Annotated in this window: 22 protein-coding genes; 11 read left to right on the top strand and 11 right to left on the bottom strand. The window is 27.9% G+C overall.

What is annotated here, in order from left to right:
* Positions 1 to 16: 16 nt before the first annotated feature.
* From AVBRAN12654_RS00775 to AVBRAN12654_RS00745, 7 genes are all read right to left on the bottom strand, one after another.
* Positions 17 to 1,759: a sulfatase-like hydrolase/transferase gene (locus AVBRAN12654_RS00775; protein WP_336613758.1), complete on the bottom strand. Its 1,743-nt coding sequence runs from the start codon at positions 1,757 to 1,759 to the stop codon at positions 17 to 19.
* 55 nt (positions 1,760 to 1,814) lie between these two features.
* On the bottom strand, positions 1,815 to 2,273 hold the full coding sequence (locus AVBRAN12654_RS00770; protein ID WP_214119502.1) for a type II secretion system protein: 459 nt from the start codon (positions 2,271 to 2,273) through the stop codon (positions 1,815 to 1,817).
* Positions 2,267 to 2,794 carry a type II secretion system protein gene (locus AVBRAN12654_RS00765; RefSeq protein WP_336613757.1) on the bottom strand — a complete coding sequence of 176 codons (528 nt, stop codon included), beginning with the start codon at positions 2,792 to 2,794 and terminating at the stop codon, positions 2,267 to 2,269. The genes AVBRAN12654_RS00770 and AVBRAN12654_RS00765 overlap by 7 nt, the downstream gene beginning before the upstream one ends.
* A 2-nt stretch (positions 2,795 to 2,796) precedes the next feature.
* Complete coding sequence (locus tag AVBRAN12654_RS00760; protein WP_214119501.1) at positions 2,797 to 3,132, bottom strand: hypothetical protein; 336 nt, start codon at positions 3,130 to 3,132, stop codon at positions 2,797 to 2,799.
* Entirely contained in the window at positions 3,129 to 3,458 is a 330-nt protein-coding gene (locus AVBRAN12654_RS00755) for a hypothetical protein (protein WP_214119499.1), read from the bottom strand. Before AVBRAN12654_RS00755 ends, AVBRAN12654_RS00760 begins: the two co-directional genes overlap by 4 nt.
* 73 nt (positions 3,459 to 3,531) lie before the next feature.
* Positions 3,532 to 4,032, bottom strand: coding sequence for a type II secretion system protein (locus AVBRAN12654_RS00750; RefSeq protein ID WP_336613756.1), 501 nt, complete (start codon positions 4,030 to 4,032; stop codon positions 3,532 to 3,534).
* Positions 4,033 to 4,120: 88 nt separating this feature from the next.
* Entirely contained in the window at positions 4,121 to 5,038 is a 918-nt protein-coding gene (locus AVBRAN12654_RS00745) for a tyrosine-type recombinase/integrase (protein WP_214119491.1), read from the bottom strand.
* Positions 5,039 to 5,123: 85 nt separating this feature from the next.
* Here AVBRAN12654_RS00745 and AVBRAN12654_RS00740 point away from each other — a divergent pair, with 85 nt between their 5' ends.
* The 6 genes from AVBRAN12654_RS00740 to AVBRAN12654_RS00715 all read left to right on the top strand — a co-directional run bounded on the left by AVBRAN12654_RS00740 (position 5,124) and on the right by AVBRAN12654_RS00715 (position 8,571).
* On the top strand, positions 5,124 to 5,372 hold the full coding sequence (locus AVBRAN12654_RS00740) for a type II toxin-antitoxin system RelB/DinJ family antitoxin (protein ID WP_214119493.1): 249 nt from the start codon (positions 5,124 to 5,126) through the stop codon (positions 5,370 to 5,372).
* Positions 5,365 to 5,628, top strand: a complete 264-nt coding sequence (locus AVBRAN12654_RS00735) for a Txe/YoeB family addiction module toxin (protein WP_214119495.1) — start codon at positions 5,365 to 5,367, stop codon at positions 5,626 to 5,628. Before AVBRAN12654_RS00740 ends, AVBRAN12654_RS00735 begins: the two co-directional genes overlap by 8 nt.
* Before the next feature lie 133 nt (positions 5,629 to 5,761).
* Positions 5,762 to 6,232, top strand: coding sequence for a type II secretion system protein (locus AVBRAN12654_RS00730; protein WP_336613755.1), 471 nt, complete (start codon positions 5,762 to 5,764; stop codon positions 6,230 to 6,232).
* Positions 6,233 to 6,313: 81 nt separating this feature from the next.
* The gene (locus AVBRAN12654_RS00725; protein WP_336613754.1) at positions 6,314 to 6,835 is read left to right on the top strand and encodes a type II secretion system protein; all 522 of its coding nucleotides are present in this window, start codon (positions 6,314 to 6,316) and stop codon (positions 6,833 to 6,835) included.
* A 15-nt stretch (positions 6,836 to 6,850) separates the two neighbouring features.
* Positions 6,851 to 7,309 carry a type II secretion system protein gene (locus AVBRAN12654_RS00720; protein ID WP_214119487.1) on the top strand — a complete coding sequence of 153 codons (459 nt, stop codon included), beginning with the start codon at positions 6,851 to 6,853 and terminating at the stop codon, positions 7,307 to 7,309.
* Positions 7,310 to 7,533: 224 nt separating this feature from the next.
* Entirely contained in the window at positions 7,534 to 8,571 is a 1,038-nt protein-coding gene (locus tag AVBRAN12654_RS00715) for a hypothetical protein (RefSeq protein ID WP_336613753.1), read from the top strand.
* An 86-nt stretch (positions 8,572 to 8,657) separates the two neighbouring features.
* Here AVBRAN12654_RS00715 and AVBRAN12654_RS00710 read toward each other — a convergent pair whose 3' ends face one another.
* The 3 genes from AVBRAN12654_RS00710 to AVBRAN12654_RS00700 all read right to left on the bottom strand — a co-directional run bounded on the left by AVBRAN12654_RS00710 (position 8,658) and on the right by AVBRAN12654_RS00700 (position 10,907).
* Positions 8,658 to 9,854, bottom strand: a complete 1,197-nt coding sequence (locus tag AVBRAN12654_RS00710; RefSeq protein WP_336613752.1) for a major outer membrane protein — start codon at positions 9,852 to 9,854, stop codon at positions 8,658 to 8,660.
* 112 nt (positions 9,855 to 9,966) lie between these two features.
* On the bottom strand, positions 9,967 to 10,227 hold the full coding sequence (locus AVBRAN12654_RS00705) for a hypothetical protein (protein ID WP_336608257.1): 261 nt from the start codon (positions 10,225 to 10,227) through the stop codon (positions 9,967 to 9,969).
* Between the two features lie 77 nt (positions 10,228 to 10,304).
* Entirely contained in the window at positions 10,305 to 10,907 is a 603-nt protein-coding gene (locus AVBRAN12654_RS00700) for a tetratricopeptide repeat protein (protein WP_214150015.1), read from the bottom strand.
* Between the two features lie 116 nt (positions 10,908 to 11,023).
* On the opposite strand from AVBRAN12654_RS00700, the gene AVBRAN12654_RS00695 reads away from it, so the two are divergent.
* Genes AVBRAN12654_RS00695 through argH form a run of 5 tightly spaced genes read left to right on the top strand, consistent with a single transcriptional unit; the run spans position 11,024 to position 17,035 of the window.
* Positions 11,024 to 12,520 carry an inorganic phosphate transporter gene (locus AVBRAN12654_RS00695; protein WP_336609560.1) on the top strand — a complete coding sequence of 499 codons (1,497 nt, stop codon included), beginning with the start codon at positions 11,024 to 11,026 and terminating at the stop codon, positions 12,518 to 12,520.
* Positions 12,514 to 13,875, top strand: a complete 1,362-nt coding sequence (locus tag AVBRAN12654_RS00690; RefSeq protein ID WP_442862310.1) for an MFS transporter — start codon at positions 12,514 to 12,516, stop codon at positions 13,873 to 13,875. The genes AVBRAN12654_RS00695 and AVBRAN12654_RS00690 overlap by 7 nt, the downstream gene beginning before the upstream one ends.
* Positions 13,872 to 14,852: a nucleoside hydrolase gene (locus AVBRAN12654_RS00685; protein WP_336613750.1), complete on the top strand. Its 981-nt coding sequence runs from the start codon at positions 13,872 to 13,874 to the stop codon at positions 14,850 to 14,852. Before AVBRAN12654_RS00690 ends, AVBRAN12654_RS00685 begins: the two co-directional genes overlap by 4 nt.
* A complete protein-coding gene (locus AVBRAN12654_RS00680; protein ID WP_336606769.1) occupies positions 14,836 to 15,648 on the top strand; it encodes a Ppx/GppA phosphatase family protein in 813 nt (270 codons plus the stop codon). The genes AVBRAN12654_RS00685 and AVBRAN12654_RS00680 overlap by 17 nt, the downstream gene beginning before the upstream one ends.
* A 1-nt stretch (position 15,649) precedes the next feature.
* Positions 15,650 to 17,035, top strand: coding sequence for an argininosuccinate lyase (gene argH, locus AVBRAN12654_RS00675; protein WP_336613749.1), 1,386 nt, complete (start codon positions 15,650 to 15,652; stop codon positions 17,033 to 17,035).
* Between the two features lie 142 nt (positions 17,036 to 17,177).
* Here the strand turns inward: argH and AVBRAN12654_RS00670 are convergent, their stop codons facing one another.
* Positions 17,178 to 17,633 (bottom strand): 5-methylcytosine restriction system specificity protein McrC, encoded by a 456-nt coding sequence (locus AVBRAN12654_RS00670; protein ID WP_336613748.1) that lies wholly within the window; start codon positions 17,631 to 17,633, stop codon positions 17,178 to 17,180.
* Positions 17,634 to 17,919 lie beyond the last annotated feature (286 nt).

Genomic DNA, 17,919 nt, shown 5'->3' with positions numbered 1-17,919 from the left:
GATTTTATTTTATACATTACTTAATAATGTTTCCATTATAGATTAAATACCAAGATAAAGCCCTAAGTTTAGTTTCTAAATTACTTAAAGCCATAAAAGAATTATTTTTATAAGCAATATCTTTACCTATTTTTAATTCATCTTTTATTTCTTCTTTTTTCAAAGAAAAACAAGCATTTCCAAAACTATAGTATCTAAAATCTTTAGGTGCTATTAGATTTATTATACTTGGCATAATATCTAATTGATTTGTTATCTTGCAAGTTGGATAAATCTTAGCTTGTGGGTAATACATAATTACAGGTATAGTGTGAGTTGTAGCTAAATCATCACTATCATCTATATTGTATCTTCCATAGTGATCTCCTGTGATAATAAAAAGACTATTAGGCTCTTTTTTAGCAGTATTTTTAACCCAATCAATCATTATCTTTTGGCTCCAATATAATGTTGCTAATTCGCTTTTATATTTTTTGCTTAATTTTTCAATTTTATCAAATGGAATTTTTATATCGCTATGTTTTAAAAAATTTAAATCAAATGGTGGATGATTGCTAACTGTTATCATAATATTTAAAGATTTTTCATCAGCCTTTGTATCTAAAAAATCAAATACTACATCATCATCAAAACCCCAAGCATTACGAAAATCTTTTGAAGCTTTTATATTATTTTCATCATAAGTATTAGCGCCTAATAAATCAAACAAATAAACGCTCCCAGACCAATTATATTCAGTGCCTTTAAAAAAGTTTGTATGAAACCCTAAAGCTTTAAAATTATCCACGATATTTGTTTTTATTTTATAACTTTGTATATTTGGTTCAAAATCCAAATAATTATCATAATAAGTGTTAAGAATTTGAATCCAAAAGCTTTCTCTTGTATTTTCTGCATTATGCAAAGCTTTTATATATGCTACATTATCTTTTTTGATAAAATCATGCAAATCACTAAAAAGTTCAGCAAATCTTGTTTCAAAAACCCAATCTGACAAACTTTCATGAATAATATAATAAATCTTTTTAGGTTTTATCTGCAATTCATCTTCTTTAGTATGCTCTAAATACTTATATAAATCAATCTCTTTATCACAAGCTTTTAAGACTTCACAGGCTGTGTCTCGTGGCTCTCCTATATTAAAACTTTTAAAAGTATTTTTATAAGTTTTTATTTTTATATAATTCATTAAGCCTTGAATATGTCCATAAGCACTAGTTTGTAAGATATTGTTTTTAAATTTTACTTGCTCTATTGGAGAATAAAATTGCTGATAATTTAAACTAAAAATTAAAATTATTCCCAAAGGGATAGCGAAATATTTTTTATTATTCTTTAATATTTTTTCATGGATTTTTATAAGAATAATAAAAAGTATTATAAAAATTATAAATGCGGGCACTATACCATAACTTGATTTAATTGCAGTTTTAAACAATTTAAGTGGCTCTTCAACAAATAAAAGCAATATTACATCATCTATATTTTTACGATAAATCTTAAAAAATATCATAAATACTAATTCACTAACAAGCAATAAAAAACAAGCTATATCATAATAAATTCTAATTAAAAAGTTTTTACTAAAACTAGCTATTAGATATAAAGTAGCTAATACACTGCACCAAGCCATATCAAAGCGTAGTCCTATATAAAATACACTTAGAGAAAATTCATTATAAATAGCTAAAAATATAAGCCTAAAAGCAAGGCAAAGACTTAAAAATACAAAATAAACGCAAGTAGTTTTATAAAACATATTTATCCTTAAACTATCTTGTATTAAAGCCAAGAATTTAAATCACTTTAAATTCTTAATATACCACATTACTTCCACCAACAGGAATGTAAATAACATCACTTTTTGAAATATCTGTAAAATTATTATTTGTTTTTGAAATTCTTCCTGTTAGGTTTGATATTATTTTAGGGTCATTTAATACTATATCGCATACCTTATCTTGACCTTTTGATTTTTTTATTACTACATAATAATCATCAAGGCTTATTTCTAAACAAGGCTTATTTTTAACTTTATAAACTCCACTATCTAAAGCAACATTTGTCATTGTTTTAATATCTTTAGCAAACTCATTATGAGCTGTGTAATAACTAGCTAAATCTCCTATTAATAATGTAATATTTTGATTAGCTTTAACTATTTCAGCATCATCTCTTGTAGCATTTAGTTTAGGAATTGCAACTGCTGCTAAAGCTCCTAATATTACAATAACAAATATAAGCTCTATCATAGTGAAGGCTTGTTTTACCATAATACTCCACTTCCACCTAGTCTAAGGAATGTATTTGAAGTATCTAAAGTGTTTTTTGGTGTTGTAAAATTACTATCGCTATAACCTTGTCCTACAATGCCTGAAGCTTCAGCTTGGTCTAAAAATTTTTCACATATTGTCCCAGTTACATCAGCAGAAGCTCCCCTATGTAAAGCTATATAGTTTTCTTGTTTTGTATTCTTCTTAACTTCTACAAATAAACATAGTTTTACATCTTTAACAGGAAACCATGCAGCATTAATTGGCTGTGCAGGCGTTGTTTTATTATTCCATAGTTCAACTCCAGTTAAGCTTTGTAAATTAAAACCTGAAGCAGGAATATCGCCTTTAGAAGTATAATAGCTGTGAATATCACTCATAAGTGTTGTAAGATTTGTATTTGCTTTAGCTAATTCAGCATCATCTCTCGTAGCATTTAGTTTAGGTATCGCGACTGCTGCTAAGATACCTAGAATAACTATTACGAAGATTAGTTCTATCATTGTAAAAGCTTTTTTCATCTTTATCCTTTCTGTTTGTTTTTATAAAATTCTATTAAATCTTCTATAAGTTTTAATTTATTTTTTGTATTTGATTTTAAGCCTTCAAGCAAAATTAAAGCTAGATTATTATTTAAATGCAAAGGACAATGAGCACTTCCTTGAACAGGATAAGCATTGTGTATCATATCTCCGTTTTCATCTATTACTTCTTTCCAATGAATTCCTATTGCATTTTCTATGCCATATCTATGATAGTTAGAACAAATTACTCTCATTCTGCAATCTTCATAAAGGATAGATATTTTTTTCTCATCTCCCCAAGCTTTTGCTAAAGTTTTGATTTTAATATTTTTCATTTTTCTACCTTTATTTGTGTTTTTTCTTCATATTTTTGAATTAAGGTGTTTAACTCTTCATCGCTAATTTCAATCTTTAAATCATTTTTTAATGTCTTTAATCCGACTAATAAAGCAAGAGATAATTCTTTACTTAAACGAATAGGGGTGATTGTATTAAAGGTTAATGGAAATGCTTTTGTTTCTTTGTGGTCTTTCCAAAAAACACCTATATCATCATTTTTCTCGTAATCAGGAGAACAAATCACTTCTATTTTATTAGTTTTATATATAGGGTAATTATTTTGCCAAGCTTTTTTCAATTGTCTTTTCTTTTCATCTGGCATTATTTCTCCTTTAGAATTTAAAAAAGCCTAGCTAGTAATGAATACTAACTAGGCTTATAGTTAAATATTTTTATTAGAATGATACACCACTTGAAGCGTAATCAAAAGAAACACCACTTGTAGCCACTGTAGAAGCCATTTTACTTGCTACTGCTGTAACCACTTGTGTTCCACTAGCATTGGTTAAAGCTGCTCTTATACCATCTTGAGCTAAAACTTTTTTACATACAGGATCCATAGAAGCTACTGCTGCAGGAGTAATTTTAATCTTAGTTCCATCTTCAACCGCAAAAGTTAAACAATCTTTAGTTTTTACTTGCAGTTTTCCACTAGAATCTAAAGGAACATTTGTTAAAGCATTCATAGCAACTTTTGTTGTTCCAGTAGTATAAAAACTTCCTTTAGCTGTATAATAAGACGCAAAATCACCCATAATTGTAGTTATATTTGTAGCAAGTTTTGCTTGTTCAGCGTCATCTCTTGTAGCATTTAGTTTTGGAATTGCAACTGCTGCTAAAATTCCTAAAATTACGATTACGAAAATCAACTCAATCATTGTAAAGCCCTTTTTCATGGCTATCTCCTTAAAAAATAATTTCACTTTATTTACACAAATGTAAATCAAAAGCGTTGGTGTATTTTATTTATATTATTCTTAAATTTTACTTAAAATATGACAAATTTTTAAGTTTGGCATACTCACTTTTAGAATAAATTTCGTGTGAATAAACCCTACTTAACATTGTTATATCGTTGTGTCCTAAATGCTTTGCGATGATTGGTAAATCAAGCTTTAAATGTATGCAGTTTGACGCAAAAGTGTGCCTTGTAGAGTGTAGGCTACCTATTTTTAAATTCAGAGATTTTTTTAATTTATTAAACTGATAATAAATAGCAAAATAATCTAAACTAAAATGAGAAAAATTAATATTTTCTAATTCTTTTTTAAGTGCGTTTGATAGCGGGATTATCCTTGATTTTCCATTTTTTGGAGTGGTTATGCCGTATCTTGTGGCGTTTTTGGTAATGCTTATTAAGTTTTGCTTATAATTTATATCTTTTTTGGTGATTGCTAATATTTCACTAGCTCTTGCTCCTGTGTAAAAAGCAAAATATAAAAATGTTTTAAGCTCTCCTTTGGCTTTATTTAATAGCTTTTTTATGTGAAGTTGTTTGATGGTTTTGTTTGGTTTAATGGCTTTTGTAGGTTTTAGGAATTTGATATTTTTTAATGGATTTTGAGTGATTATTCCTAGTTCTAAAGCTAAATTTATACCTTCATTTGCGTATGATATGAGTTGTTTTATAGTGCTATATTTTAATGATTTTTCTTGTAAAGTTTTTATCAATTCATAAGCTTTTAATTTTGTAAATTCTTTGATTTTTATATCTTTTAATATTTCAAAAAGCATTTTATGAAGATATTTTTTGTTTTCAATTGTGCTTGGCTTTAAAGATGATTTTTTAAACTCAAATGAATAAAGGCAAAAATATTTTAGGCTTAATTCTTTTTGGTTTTTGAATAGTTTAAATAATGGCTTAAAAGCAATTTTGCATAGAAATCTTAATAATTTTAACATTTTTTATCCTTTTTATATAATATGTATTATATTGTATTGATAATATAATATTTATTACATATAATTACTTAAAAAAGGAGTGAAAATGAAAAATATTTCAATAAGAATAAGTGAAGAAGACAAAATCGCAGTTGAAAATATATTTAATGAATTAGGACTTACTTTAAGTAGTGCTACACTTGCATTTTACAAACAAGTAATTATTAATAATGGCTTACCATTTGAGCTAAAAGTCGATCCATTTTATTCTAAAAAAAATATTGATAGATTAAAAAAATCTATCGCTGAATTGGAAAAAGGTGAATACATTACAAAAGATGTTTTAAATGATTAAATGCTGGTCTAATGATGCTTGGGAAGATTTTTTGTATTGGCAAGAAAACGATAAACAAGTGCTAAAAAGGATTATAGAATTAATAAAAGACATTGATAGAAACGGCTATTTAGGGATAGGAAAACCAGAGAGATTAAGCGGTGATTTAGCTGGTTATTATAGTAGAAGAATTGATAAAAAAAATAGGATTGTATATAAAATCGCAGATGGGAAAATCCTAATCGCGCAATGTGGCTCTCATTATAAAGACAAATAAGCTTATAAATCTTCAAAATATTAAAAATTGTCAAAATATTAGCTAGTTTAACTAGCTAAATTCGATATGAAATTTTAATTAGAAAATCAACTTTTGTGTAAATAAAGTGAAATTATTTTTTAAGGAGATAGCCATGAAAAAGGGCTTTACAATGATTGAGTTGATTTTCGTAATCGTAATTTTAGGAATTTTAGCAGCAGTTGCAATTCCAAAACTAAATGCTACAAGAGATGATGCTGAACTTGCAAAAGCAGCTAGCAACTTCTCAACAGTTATTAGTGATATTTCATCATATTATACAGCTAAAGGTTCATTTGCAACAAAATTATCTGATATGACAAATGTAGGTTTAGATGGAGGAACTACAGCAGCTGCAGCAGGCGCAGGAGCTACTGGTGAACTTAAAATTAAAGATAAGAAGTGTATAAAATTTGAAGCAAAAGATAGCACGCTAAAAATAGGAAAAGGTACTGATTCAGCACAAACTATTTGTACAAATTTTTATGCTATTTCAAGTGTTAAAGCAATTACAGGAAATACAGATGTTCCAGATTTTACAAGTGCATATGAAATTAGACTAGGTGGCGGAAATATTTCTTTCTAATTTCACTTTATTTGATGAATATTACAAAGCTAAGTTTGGTAAAATCCAAGCTTAGCTTTTTTTAAATTTTAAAGGACAAAGATGAAAAAAGCTTTTACAATGATAGAACTAATCTTCGTAATAGTTATTCTAGGTATCTTAGCAGCAGTCGCGATACCTAAACTAAATGCTACGAGAGATGATGCTGAGTTATCAAAAGCATTAAATGATTTTTCTACTCTTGTGGTAGATTTGACTAGTTACTATACCGCTAAAGGAGATTTTACCGGTGGTATTGCTAATATGACAAATGTTGCTTTAAATCCGGTAAGTGGTAATGATTTAAAAACATATCCAGCAGGTTATTTTGGTATTAAAGATGCTAAAAATTGTCTTTATATAGAAGCAGAAGGAAGAAATAAAGCAGGTGTAACAAAGACTAATTATATTCTGCTTAGAAAACAAGATGATTCTAAAGAAATATGCAAGCAATTAATATCTAAAATTAATGAATTAAGATTATATGGAGATGCTTATTCTGATAAAGCTCTACAAAATCAAGCAACTGCTTTTGATGGTGGTAGTATTTATATAAAAGTAGGTTCTAGTTCTGTAAATTGGTAATTTTAGTAGGGCATTATGAAAACAGCATTCACAATGATAGAACTTATATTTGTTATTGTAATATTAGGTGTATTAGCAGCAGTTGCAATTCCTAAACTAAATGCTACAAGAGATGATGCTGAAATAGTAAAATCATCTCAAAACCTTGCTATTTTAATTAGTGATTTAGGCTCTTATTATACAACCCAAACAAATTTTAGCAGTAATTTAAAGGATATGACTTCTCAAAGTCTAAAAGATGATAAGTATTTTACTATTAAAAATACTGATTGTTTAGAAGTTACTACTGATGATTATTTTATAGTGGTAAAAAAACTAAAAACTAGAAGTGAATTATGCAATAAATTATTAGGCTTAGAATCTTTAAAACAAATTCTAACAGGAAGAATTTCAAAAACAAATAATAATTTTACAGATATTTCAAAAAGTGATATTATTTACATTCCTGTTGGTGGAAGTAATGTGGTGTATTAAGAATTTAAATTAGGAATTTTAAAATAAATTTCTTATTTTAAATTCCTACAATTTATTATTTATTCTTATTTAATTTTTACAATCAAGCTATAATGAAATCCACAAAATAGTCTTAAATTTCGTTATGTTGTTTGATTCTAATATTAACTAAATTACTTTTTGATATACTACACTACGAAAAAGCATTGATTTTGATATTAAAAATTACAATAATAGGAGTAAAAATGGGCGAAAACGATATAATTGCAACCAAACAACAAGTAAGAAAAGCTGGAGATAATATAAGAATAGGTATTGCCACTGAAAACGACTATGAGATAGTGTCTTTTTGGAGAAGTGTTCACGCTCAAATAATGTCAAGCTTTGCAACATCAATTAATAGAAAACTAAAAACAAATAAAATTACCCCTATAGTAGTAGCAAGAAGATTAAAAAGGCTAAATTCTGTTGAATACAAGTTAAAAAGATTTCCAGATATGAAGCTTGATAGAATGCAAGATATTGCAGGACTTAGGATAGTATTTACCAATCTTGACAATACTAAAACTTTTCAGCAAATTATGGAACAAACATATCTTAAGGGTATAAAAAAATTTAAACTTTTACGAACTAGTGATTATATCGATAAACCAAAAGATGATGGATACCGCTCAATCCATCAGATTTATGAATATCAAGATACGACAAAAAGAGCCTTAGAATTACAACTTAGAACACAATTGCAGCATTTTTGGGCTACAGCAGTGGAGGTTTTAGGAATAACTAGTAAATCAAAAATCAAGCAAGGTGAAGGGGAAGAACAATATAAAGAATTTTTTAGATTATCAAGTGCTTTGTTTTGTATGATAGAACAAACAAAAATTCACGAAAATTATAATAAATTTACACAACAAGAAATATGCCAAAAGATTTTAGAACTAGATAAAAAATACAACATATTAGCAATGCTTTCTGGACTTTTAGTATCTAGCAAAAACATTGAAGAATTTCAAAAAAAGATACATTATTATTTTGTAATAGACCTTGATATGAATACAAAGCGTTTAAGGATTACTGGATATAAAAAATCAGATTTTGAAAAAGCTAAAGAATATTATGATTTTTTAGAACAAAAATCAAAAAATGCAAACAATACTGATGTAGTGCTTGTATCATCAGACAAAATTAAAACACTAAGGAAAGCCTATCCTAACTATTATTTAGATAGTAGAGAATTTGTAGAAGTTATCAAAGCAGCTATCAAAGAAAACATTAAATCTTAAATTATAATTTAGATAAAAACTAATTGAAAAATGGAATTTAAAACTATATATTTATTTTAAATTCCTAAATTAAATTCTTAATATAGTTAAAACGAGTATTTAGCTTCTAATCTAGTTTTATAAGTTTTAATATTTTTCATATCGGTTTTAGTAATCGCATAATCATAAAATGCGCTAAATTTTAATTTCTTAGAATATTTATAAACAATTTTTGGCATTAATTCTATTTGCTTATATTTAGCTAAATCAAGCTTTACCCCACCATCAATTATGCTAAATAAAAAATTAAAATTATCATATTTATAAGATATATTTGAATACAAATATTCTCTTTTACCTATTCCACCATAAAATCCATCTATTATCGTTTTTCCCGAATGCAAAAGCAATCCTTTATCATGCCAAGTTACAAAACTTGCTTTATCCTTTTTACCATAATTTATATAGCCTAACTCAAAATCAAAATTCTTAAATCCGACTAGAATTTCAACGCCATAAAATATAGAATTACTTGCATTTAGAGAAGTTTTGTAATTTTGCTTTAATGATGTGCTAGTTAGTTGAGAATTAAAAGAATAATGATAACTCTTCTTATCTCCTAAATAACTTTTCAAATCCACTCCATAGAAAATAGCAAAATCATTAAGATAATCAGCACCTAAAGTAAGATTTATTAAATCATTATGATAATTAATATTTAGCCCATAAAGGTTTTGATTATAGATTTGTGATTTTAAATTCTTTGGCAGATTTGTAGCTTTCAGTGGTATTTTATAAGATATTTGATTTATTGCTTTTTCGTTTATCAAACTACTTTCACTCAAATCAAAATTATCTACAAAATACGCATTTATATTTGTATTATCTAAAGAATGATTATCAATCAAAAACGAAGTAACCAAAACCCCATCATTAAACATACTAGGCACTTTTAATCTACCAAAACTAAAGCTTGTATTAAAATTAGTATAAGTTAAATTCGCTTCTTTTAAATGAAAATTATCATTAGTTTTAATATAAGCATTATTTGAATAACTAAAAGATTTTGTATCATATCTAAACACCGCATTAGCCTTGTAATTATCAGCTAAATTTAGGCTTAATTTATAATCTAATCTAATTTTGTGTGCTGGTTGAGTTAAAGCAATATCCTTAACTCTAGTAGTATCATAGCGATACCTTAAAAACCCATCTAAATCTACATTTTTTATTGATTGTTCTAAACTAAGTGCATTGGCACAAACAGCAACTAAACTTAAAGAAATTGTTGTTTTAATATTCATTTTTATCCTTTTTTATGAGAATGATAAATATTATTAAAACAAACTTATATTTAAATTAATTATCATAATAAATATTAAATAATATGATAATTTAAATTCCAACTCCAATACTTCATAAAATAATGCAGCCATATATTAAGATTACTAAAATAAAAGAAGAGCCAATAAATACAAAAAACGAATCAAGCAACAATTCATCTTTTAAATACAAATAAAAATAATAAGCATTTGCAAATATAATAAATATAGAATTAGCAGTTATATCTAAGGCTGAAAAAGTGGTTAAATACTTAAATACAAAAATACAATAAGCGTAAAAAATTACACTCAATACGAAAATAAAAAAATCAACTTTATTAAAAAATCTTACCAATTTAAATTCCTTTTATTTTCATACTATCAAAAATAAAAGGAATTAGCTAGAAAAATTAATTTTGCACTTTTTATAATTTAATCTATTTTATATTCACACGCTACTTGATAGCCTAAATCACAAGCTTTTCTTACATATTCCTTAGCCAAGCTTTTATTGGTATAATAATAAAAGTTACCTAAGTTATTGCAAGCTATAGCCTCTCCTAAATTACAAGCTTTTTCATAAAGCATTTTCGCTCTTTCTTTATTGTTTTCTTTCGTATAATAAATATTTCCTAAATTAGTGCAAGCATTTAAATATCTTAAATTACAAGATTTTTCATAATAACTCTTTATTTCATTCATTAATGCAGGATTTTGGCTTTGCTCTAACATATACGCTATATTATGGCACGATATAGGCTCATTATTATTACAAGCTAACATATAATAATTAATCCCTTTAGTAAATTCTTCCTTACTTTTAGCACTATAAATATAAGCAGTTCCTAATTCCATACAAGCTGACATATAATTAAGCTCACAAGACTTTTCTAAATACTTAATAGATTCTGCTATTTGCATTTCTTTTGCCTTAGCAATTCCTATGTTATAACAATCATTTGCATTGTTACAAATTACTTGATTATTAGCAAAACAAGCACTAACACAAAATGCCAATACTAAAAACTTTTTCATCAACACTCCTTTTAATTTTGCGTATCTTAGCATATTTTACAAAGATTTTACATTGTAGAAATCTTAACAATTTTTTTTAGTCTATAATTAGCCCAATTTTTTAAAAAGGAAAGGTAATGGCAAGAGAAAACATTATTATAACGATACTTTTTGCTATCGTTTGTGTTGGCTTTTTGTTTTGGGGTTATAGCACCACAAATTATTATATATTCTTCACAATTGCTGCAATTTTTGGAATATTTTTAGCATTCAATATAGGTGCAAACGATGTTGCAAATGCTTTTGGAACGAGTGTTGGAGCAAAAACTCTTAGCATAAAACAAGCTTTAATAATAGCTGCTATATTTGAATTTAGCGGAGCATTTTTTGCTGGTGCTGAAGTAACTGCTACTATTAGAAGTGGTATTGTAAGCGTTAAAGAAAACATAGAACCTATGCACTTTGCTTATGTTATGATGAGTGCTTTGTGTGCTGCTAGTGTTTGGATTTTTATAGCTACTTATAAATCTTTACCAGTTAGTTCAACTCATTCAATAGTAGGCGGAATTTTAGGTGCTGCACTAGCTTTAGGTTTCATAGCCGAAAATAACGCTACTCAAGTTAGCTGGGGTGGGATAGGAACCATTGTTGCTAGTTGGTTTATATCTCCTGTATTAGGTGGGGTTTTGAGTTATTTTGTTTATTCATTAGTTTATAAATTCATTGTAGTTCCTACTAAAGAAAAAGAAAATATTTTAAAGCAAATCAAAAAAGATAAAGCAGAGTATAAAAAACAATACATAGATGAATTTATGCAAAGCGAAAAATCTAAGCAATATAGTGAGCTTTACGGCATTTTGCTTAACGAAAAAGGCGAATACGCAAATAAATTAAAAGAATTTACAAAAAAAGAAAAAGCAGTTGATGTAGCAGGATTTTTAAGCAAACGCATACCTGTTTTAGCTACTTTAATAGCTTTTGTAATTTCATCTATGTTATTTTTTAAAGCCTTAAATAATGTTGATACAGGACTTAGTCATTTTAGTATAGGATTAATCATCTTATTAATTTGTATTAGTGCTTATATAATTTGTGTAGGAATTATTAATATTATGAAAAAAGGCGAGCCAAAAAAAGCAGTAAATCGTATTTTTTCATGGTTTCAAATATTTACAGCTTGCACATTTGCCTTTTCTCACGGAGCAAACGATATTTCAAACGCAGTTGGACCATTTGCTGCGATTTTAGATATTTTACACACAAATACAATAAATCCAACTTCAGCAGTGCCTACTATTGTAATGTTAGTATTTGGCATTTCACTAGTTGCTGGGCTTTGGTTTTTAGGCAAAAGCGTTATTAAAACCGTTGGCAAAAGTCTAGCAAAAATCAAGCCTACCACAGGTTTTAGTGCCGAGTTTGCTTCAGCTATTGTAATACTTCTAGCAACTCAACTAGGAATTCCAATCAGCTCAACTCATATTCTAATAGGTGCAGTATTAGGAATTGGAGTATTTAACAAAAACGCAAATTGGAAAATGATGAAGCCAATAGGCTTAGCGTGGATGATAACCTTACCTGCTAGTGCTTTAATTTCGGCATTTTTCTTAAGCTTACTTTATTATTTATTTTAGGAGATTTAATGAATCAAATTCAAGATGATATTTTAAAGACAAAAGAAGGCAAAAAATCCTTTAAAAACGCAATCATTAGCTGTTGGCTAGGAACTGCTATGGAATATGCTGATTTTGTTTTATACGGCCTTGCAGCTGCAACCGTTTTTGGTAAAGTTTTTTACCCAGAGCAAACTCCCATAATCGCTCTAATGCTTAGTTTTGCAACCTATGGAGTTGGCTTTATTGCTAGACCTATTGGAGCTTTCTTTTTTGGTAGATTAGGAGATAAATATGGTCGTAAAGAAGTTATGATGATAACTATATTTTTAATGGGTGCAGCGACTACTTTAATAGGATTTATCCCATCTTATAATAGCATAGGCATTTTAGCACCTTTATTATTAGTAATTTTAAGATTTTTACAAGGTTTTGGAGCAGGAGCTGAACTTAGCGGTGGAGCTATTATGTTGGGTGAATATGCACCTAGCAAAAATCGTGGTTTAGTATCATCAATCATTGCACTAGGCTCTAATAGTGGGACTTTAATTGCTAGTGGAATTTGGTTTTTACTTGGATTTTTAGATGATAAAGACTTTTTAGAATGGGGCTGGAGATTGCCATTTATATTTAGCTTTTTAATAGCTGCATTTGCCTTGTATCTAAGACGCTTTGTAGGAGAAACACCTGTATTTGCAAAACAAAAAGAAAAAATGCAAAAACAACGAGAACAAAATTTAAAAACTCACAAAACCGAAAACAAAACTTTTTGGCAAAAAAACAAATCATTTTTTATTATGCTAGGTCTTAGAATGGGAGAAAACGCCCCATCTTATATAGCTCAAAGCTTTTTAGTAGGTTATGTTTATACTATTTTATTATTAGACAAACAAATAGCTACAACAGGGGTTTTAATAGCTTCATTTTTAGGATTTTTAGTTATTCCATTATCTGGATGGCTAAGCGATAAATTTGGTCGTCGCATTATGTATAGGATATTTTGCTTATTATTAATGATTTATGCAGTTCCTGCATTTATGTTACTTGATAGCAAAAATGAAATAATAGTAATTTGTGTAATTGTCGTAGGAATGTGTCTTGCATCTTTAGGGATTTTTGGAGTTCAAGCAGCTTACGGAGTTGAAATGTTTGGGTGCAAAAATCGTTATACAAAAATGGCACTAGCTAAAGAAATCGGTGGCATTTTATCAGGTGGAACTGCACCATTTTTAGCGACTTATTTTATAAATCTAACTCATAATTGGTATTTAATCGCTGCTTATTTTATATTTATGGCAGGAATTGGATTTGTTACTACATTTTTTGCTCCTGAAACTAGGGGTAGAGATTTAAATCTTATTGAAGATGCTATATGAAAATCGTAATTGACACTGATATAGGCAATGGTATTTGTGGGGCTAATACTGATGATGGCTTAGCCCTAGCACTTGCAATTGCTAGTAAAAAGATTGATTTAAAAGCAATAACAACTCTAAGCGGAAATGTGATAAATCACAAAGCTTATGCAGTCGCAAGGAATTTAATTTCTAAATTAGGGATTAAAATTCCTGTGTTTTTAGGCTCAAGTAAGGCTTTATTAGAAGATGAAACGCCGTGGAGAAAAAGACTTGATGAGAGTGTTTATAATTTTAAATTAGAACACTTATGGCAAGATTTTACACCTATTAAACTTTATAAAAACGCTAAATTAAACGCTGTTTATAAATTATGCGAATTAGCAAGAGTTTATAAAAATGAGCTTATTGTTTGTGCTATTGGACCACTTACAAACATAGCTCAAGCTTGTATTTTAGATAATGAGTTTGCAAAAAATGTAAAAGAGATTTTAATTATGGGCGGGGTATTTGATATGAGTAAATACCCTAAAGATACTAATTTTGGTTTTGACCCAGAAGCTGCTAGGATTGTGCTAAGAAGTGGAGCAAAAATCACTCTAGCACCTTACAATATCACAATGCAAACTAGCCTAACCCATAAAGATTTAGAAGAAATAAAAGCAATTAATAATAAATTATGTGATTTTTTATATACAAGTATTAAGCCTTGGATAAGTTATGCAGAGCTTACAAGAAATAGCATTGGCACTTGGATACACGATGCTTTAATAATTGCATACTTGCTAGATTCTAGCATTTGTAAAAGCGATGAATATTATGTAGATATAGAAACTTGTGGCGAAGCAAGGGGCAAAAGCTTAAGATATGATAAAAATCTTAATATGAATATAGGCATTGATTTAAGCAAGTTAAGCCTAGTAAAGGTTTTAAAAGATATTGATAATGAAAAATTATTAAAGCTAATAAAGGCAACTTTAAATGAATTTAGCAATTGATATAGGCTCAAATACTCTTAAAATAGCTGTATTTGATAAGGTTTTAAAAAACTACGAAAAGGTCTTAAACTTAGGACTATTTTATGAAAACGAGTGTATAAATGATGAAGGAATTAAGGTCTTAATCAATGCACTTGATGAGCTAAATTATGATTTAAGCAAGGCAAAAGTAGTTGCTACTGCAATTTTTAGAAAAAGTAAAAATGCTGATTTAATAGCTAATATGCTTTATCAAAAATACGGCTTTAAATTAAAAATATTAAGCCAAAACGAAGAAGCAAGGCTTACTAGATTAGGGGTTGGAATTTCAATTCAAGGTGATTTTACTTTAGTAGATGTTGGTGGGTATTCAACAGAAATTACAAGTAATGATAAAAAATTATTACTTGATATAGGACTTTTATCTTTTTATAAAAGCGTAAAAGAAAAAAACTTAGATATTAAAGACTACGCATATACACTTTTAAACCCTTATAAAAACGAGCTTAAAAGCTATCCAAGACCAATTGTTCTAGCATCAAAAACGGGAATATTTGCAAAAAGTATTGCAAAAAATATTGCTTATAAAGATATTGATGATTTAGAGTTTCATAATAGCATTGTAAATAAAGATGAATTATATAAGTTAATTGATTTTATTAATACAAATAATGCCGAAAAAAGAGATTTAATGCTAGGAGTTAATAGAGATTTTGCAGTGCTTTGCGGGGCTTATTTTATTGATACTTTATTTGATGATTTTGAATTTATCATTTCAGCTTATGGGCTTAAAGAAGGAATTTTATTAGGAGAATAGTATGAAAAAATTATGGGGCGGTAGATTTAGCCAAGCTACGGATAAATTAGTAGAAAATTACACAGCGACTTTGCCACTTGAAAACAGACTTGCTTTAATAGATATAAAAGGAAGCATAGCACACGCAAAAATGCTTGAGCGTCAAAAAATCATAAACTCTCAAGAATTAGCAGAGATTTTAAAAGGCTTAGAAATTATTCAAAACGAATTTATAGAAAATAAATTTGAGTTTAATATAAGCGATGAAGATATTCATATGGCTATTGAAAAAAGACTTAGTATTTTAATAGGTGCAAGTGCTGGCAAACTTCACACTGCAAGAAGTAGAAACGACCAAACCGCACTAGATGGAATATTACAAATGAAAGAATTTGTATTAGGAATTAAAACTAATTTAAAAGAATTAATGCAAGAGATTTTAAACCAAGCTAAGATAAATTTAGACTTAATTATGCCAGGCTTTACCCATCTTCAAACCGCTCAACCGATTTTATATTCGCATTGGATAATGGCGTATTTTTGGATGTTTAAAAGAGATTATGATAGATTTTTAAATCTATACAACTCATTAAATGAATGTCCGTTAGGCTCGGCTGCACTTGCAGGGACTACTTTTAATATAGATAGATTTTTTAGCGCAAATGAACTTGGCTTTGCAAAGCCAAGTGAAAATAGTATTGATAGTGTTAGCAATAGAGATTATATGCTTGAGTTTTGTAGTGTTAGTGCAATTTGTTTTAGCCATCTTTCACGCCTTTGTGAAGAGCTAATTATTTTTAATTCAAATGATTATAAATTCATTGAGCTAAGTGATGATTTTTGCACGGGTTCAAGCATAATGCCACAGAAAAAAAATCCCGATGTATGCGAAAAAATGCGTGGCAAAACAGGTAGAATTTATGGCAATCTAATCTCAATGCTAACTATTATGAAAGGTTTGCCACTAGCTTATAATACCGATATGAGCGAAGATAAAGCAAGTGTTTATGATACTCAAGATACCATAAAAGATAGTCTAATAATAATTACAAAACTAATTGCAAAAATGAAACCAATTAAAGAAAATATGCTAAGAGCAGCTGCTAATGGATATTCAAATGCTACTGATTTGGCTGATTATTTAGCTAAAAAAGGTGTGCCATTTAGAAAAGCTCACGAAATTACGGGAAAATTAGTAAGCTATGCAATCTCAAAAAAACTTAAATTAGATGAATTAAGCTTAGATGAATTAAGGCTTGAGTGTGATTTAATTGAAGATGATATTTATAAAGCAATTGATTTAAAAACTTGCGTTGATTTAAGAAATTCTTATGGTGGGACATCAGAAAACGCAGTAAAAACCCAACTCCTAAACGCTCAAAAAACATTAGAAAATCTAGGAATTTAATTTGAAACTATGTTTAAAGATAGTAAAAGCTATCTTTAAACTTGCAATTTATTATCTTAATAATTAAGCTTTTTATTTATATCTAATCATATTTTAAATTCATAAAACCTAGATTATAACAAATCACAATGCAACTAAAATATCAACCTAAAGGAGCAAAAAGAATTTGTAATTTTATCTTAGTATTAAAGCAATCTAAGTTATATTCTAGTGTTTTATACCCTAAACTACCATCAAAAAGTGGATATATAAGCCAAACTTCACTAACTTTAAAAGCTATTGCATAGGCAAATAATTGATATAAATCAGCTTGGCTAATATCACTTAACTTATTTATGATTTTATACTTTGTATCAGCGATGATTGTTTTATCTTTAAGCTCAATTAAAATATCAGGTCGCATTAAACAACGCTCATTTTGACCATCTTTTATTAAGTGTTTTTTTAATAATTGAGCACTTATTTTTATATTTGGATTGTGTTTTTTAAGCATAAAAGCTACATAATCTTCAAAAAGTCTATTCATATCAAAAAGCAAAGCATAAGCGTTATTATCCCCCGCAAACGAAATATTAAAGTAACTATAAAAATTATGCAATATCTTAAATCTAAATCAAAATTAAAAAGTAGAAAATGATAAATATTTTTAATAAGGTAGTAATTTAAAACAATCATAAATATTTTTTATGCTAGTTTTTTGATTTTATTTGATTTTTATAAAAAAGGTGCTAAGGATAGCACCTTTTTTGTTATTACAAATAATCTTTAAAACTATTGTAATAATTTAGTCGTTTTTAAGGCGACAAGCACCTTAAAAACTCCATTCATTAACGCAATAATCTTTAATGCGTTTTTAAAGATAGCCGAAGCTATCTTTAAAACTA

Origin of the sequence: Campylobacter sp. RM12654, from assembly GCF_020137585.1 — a bacterium.
Lineage (GTDB): Bacteria > Campylobacterota > Campylobacteria > Campylobacterales > Campylobacteraceae > Campylobacter_E.
This window is presented reverse-complemented; position numbering and strand designations above follow the sequence as displayed.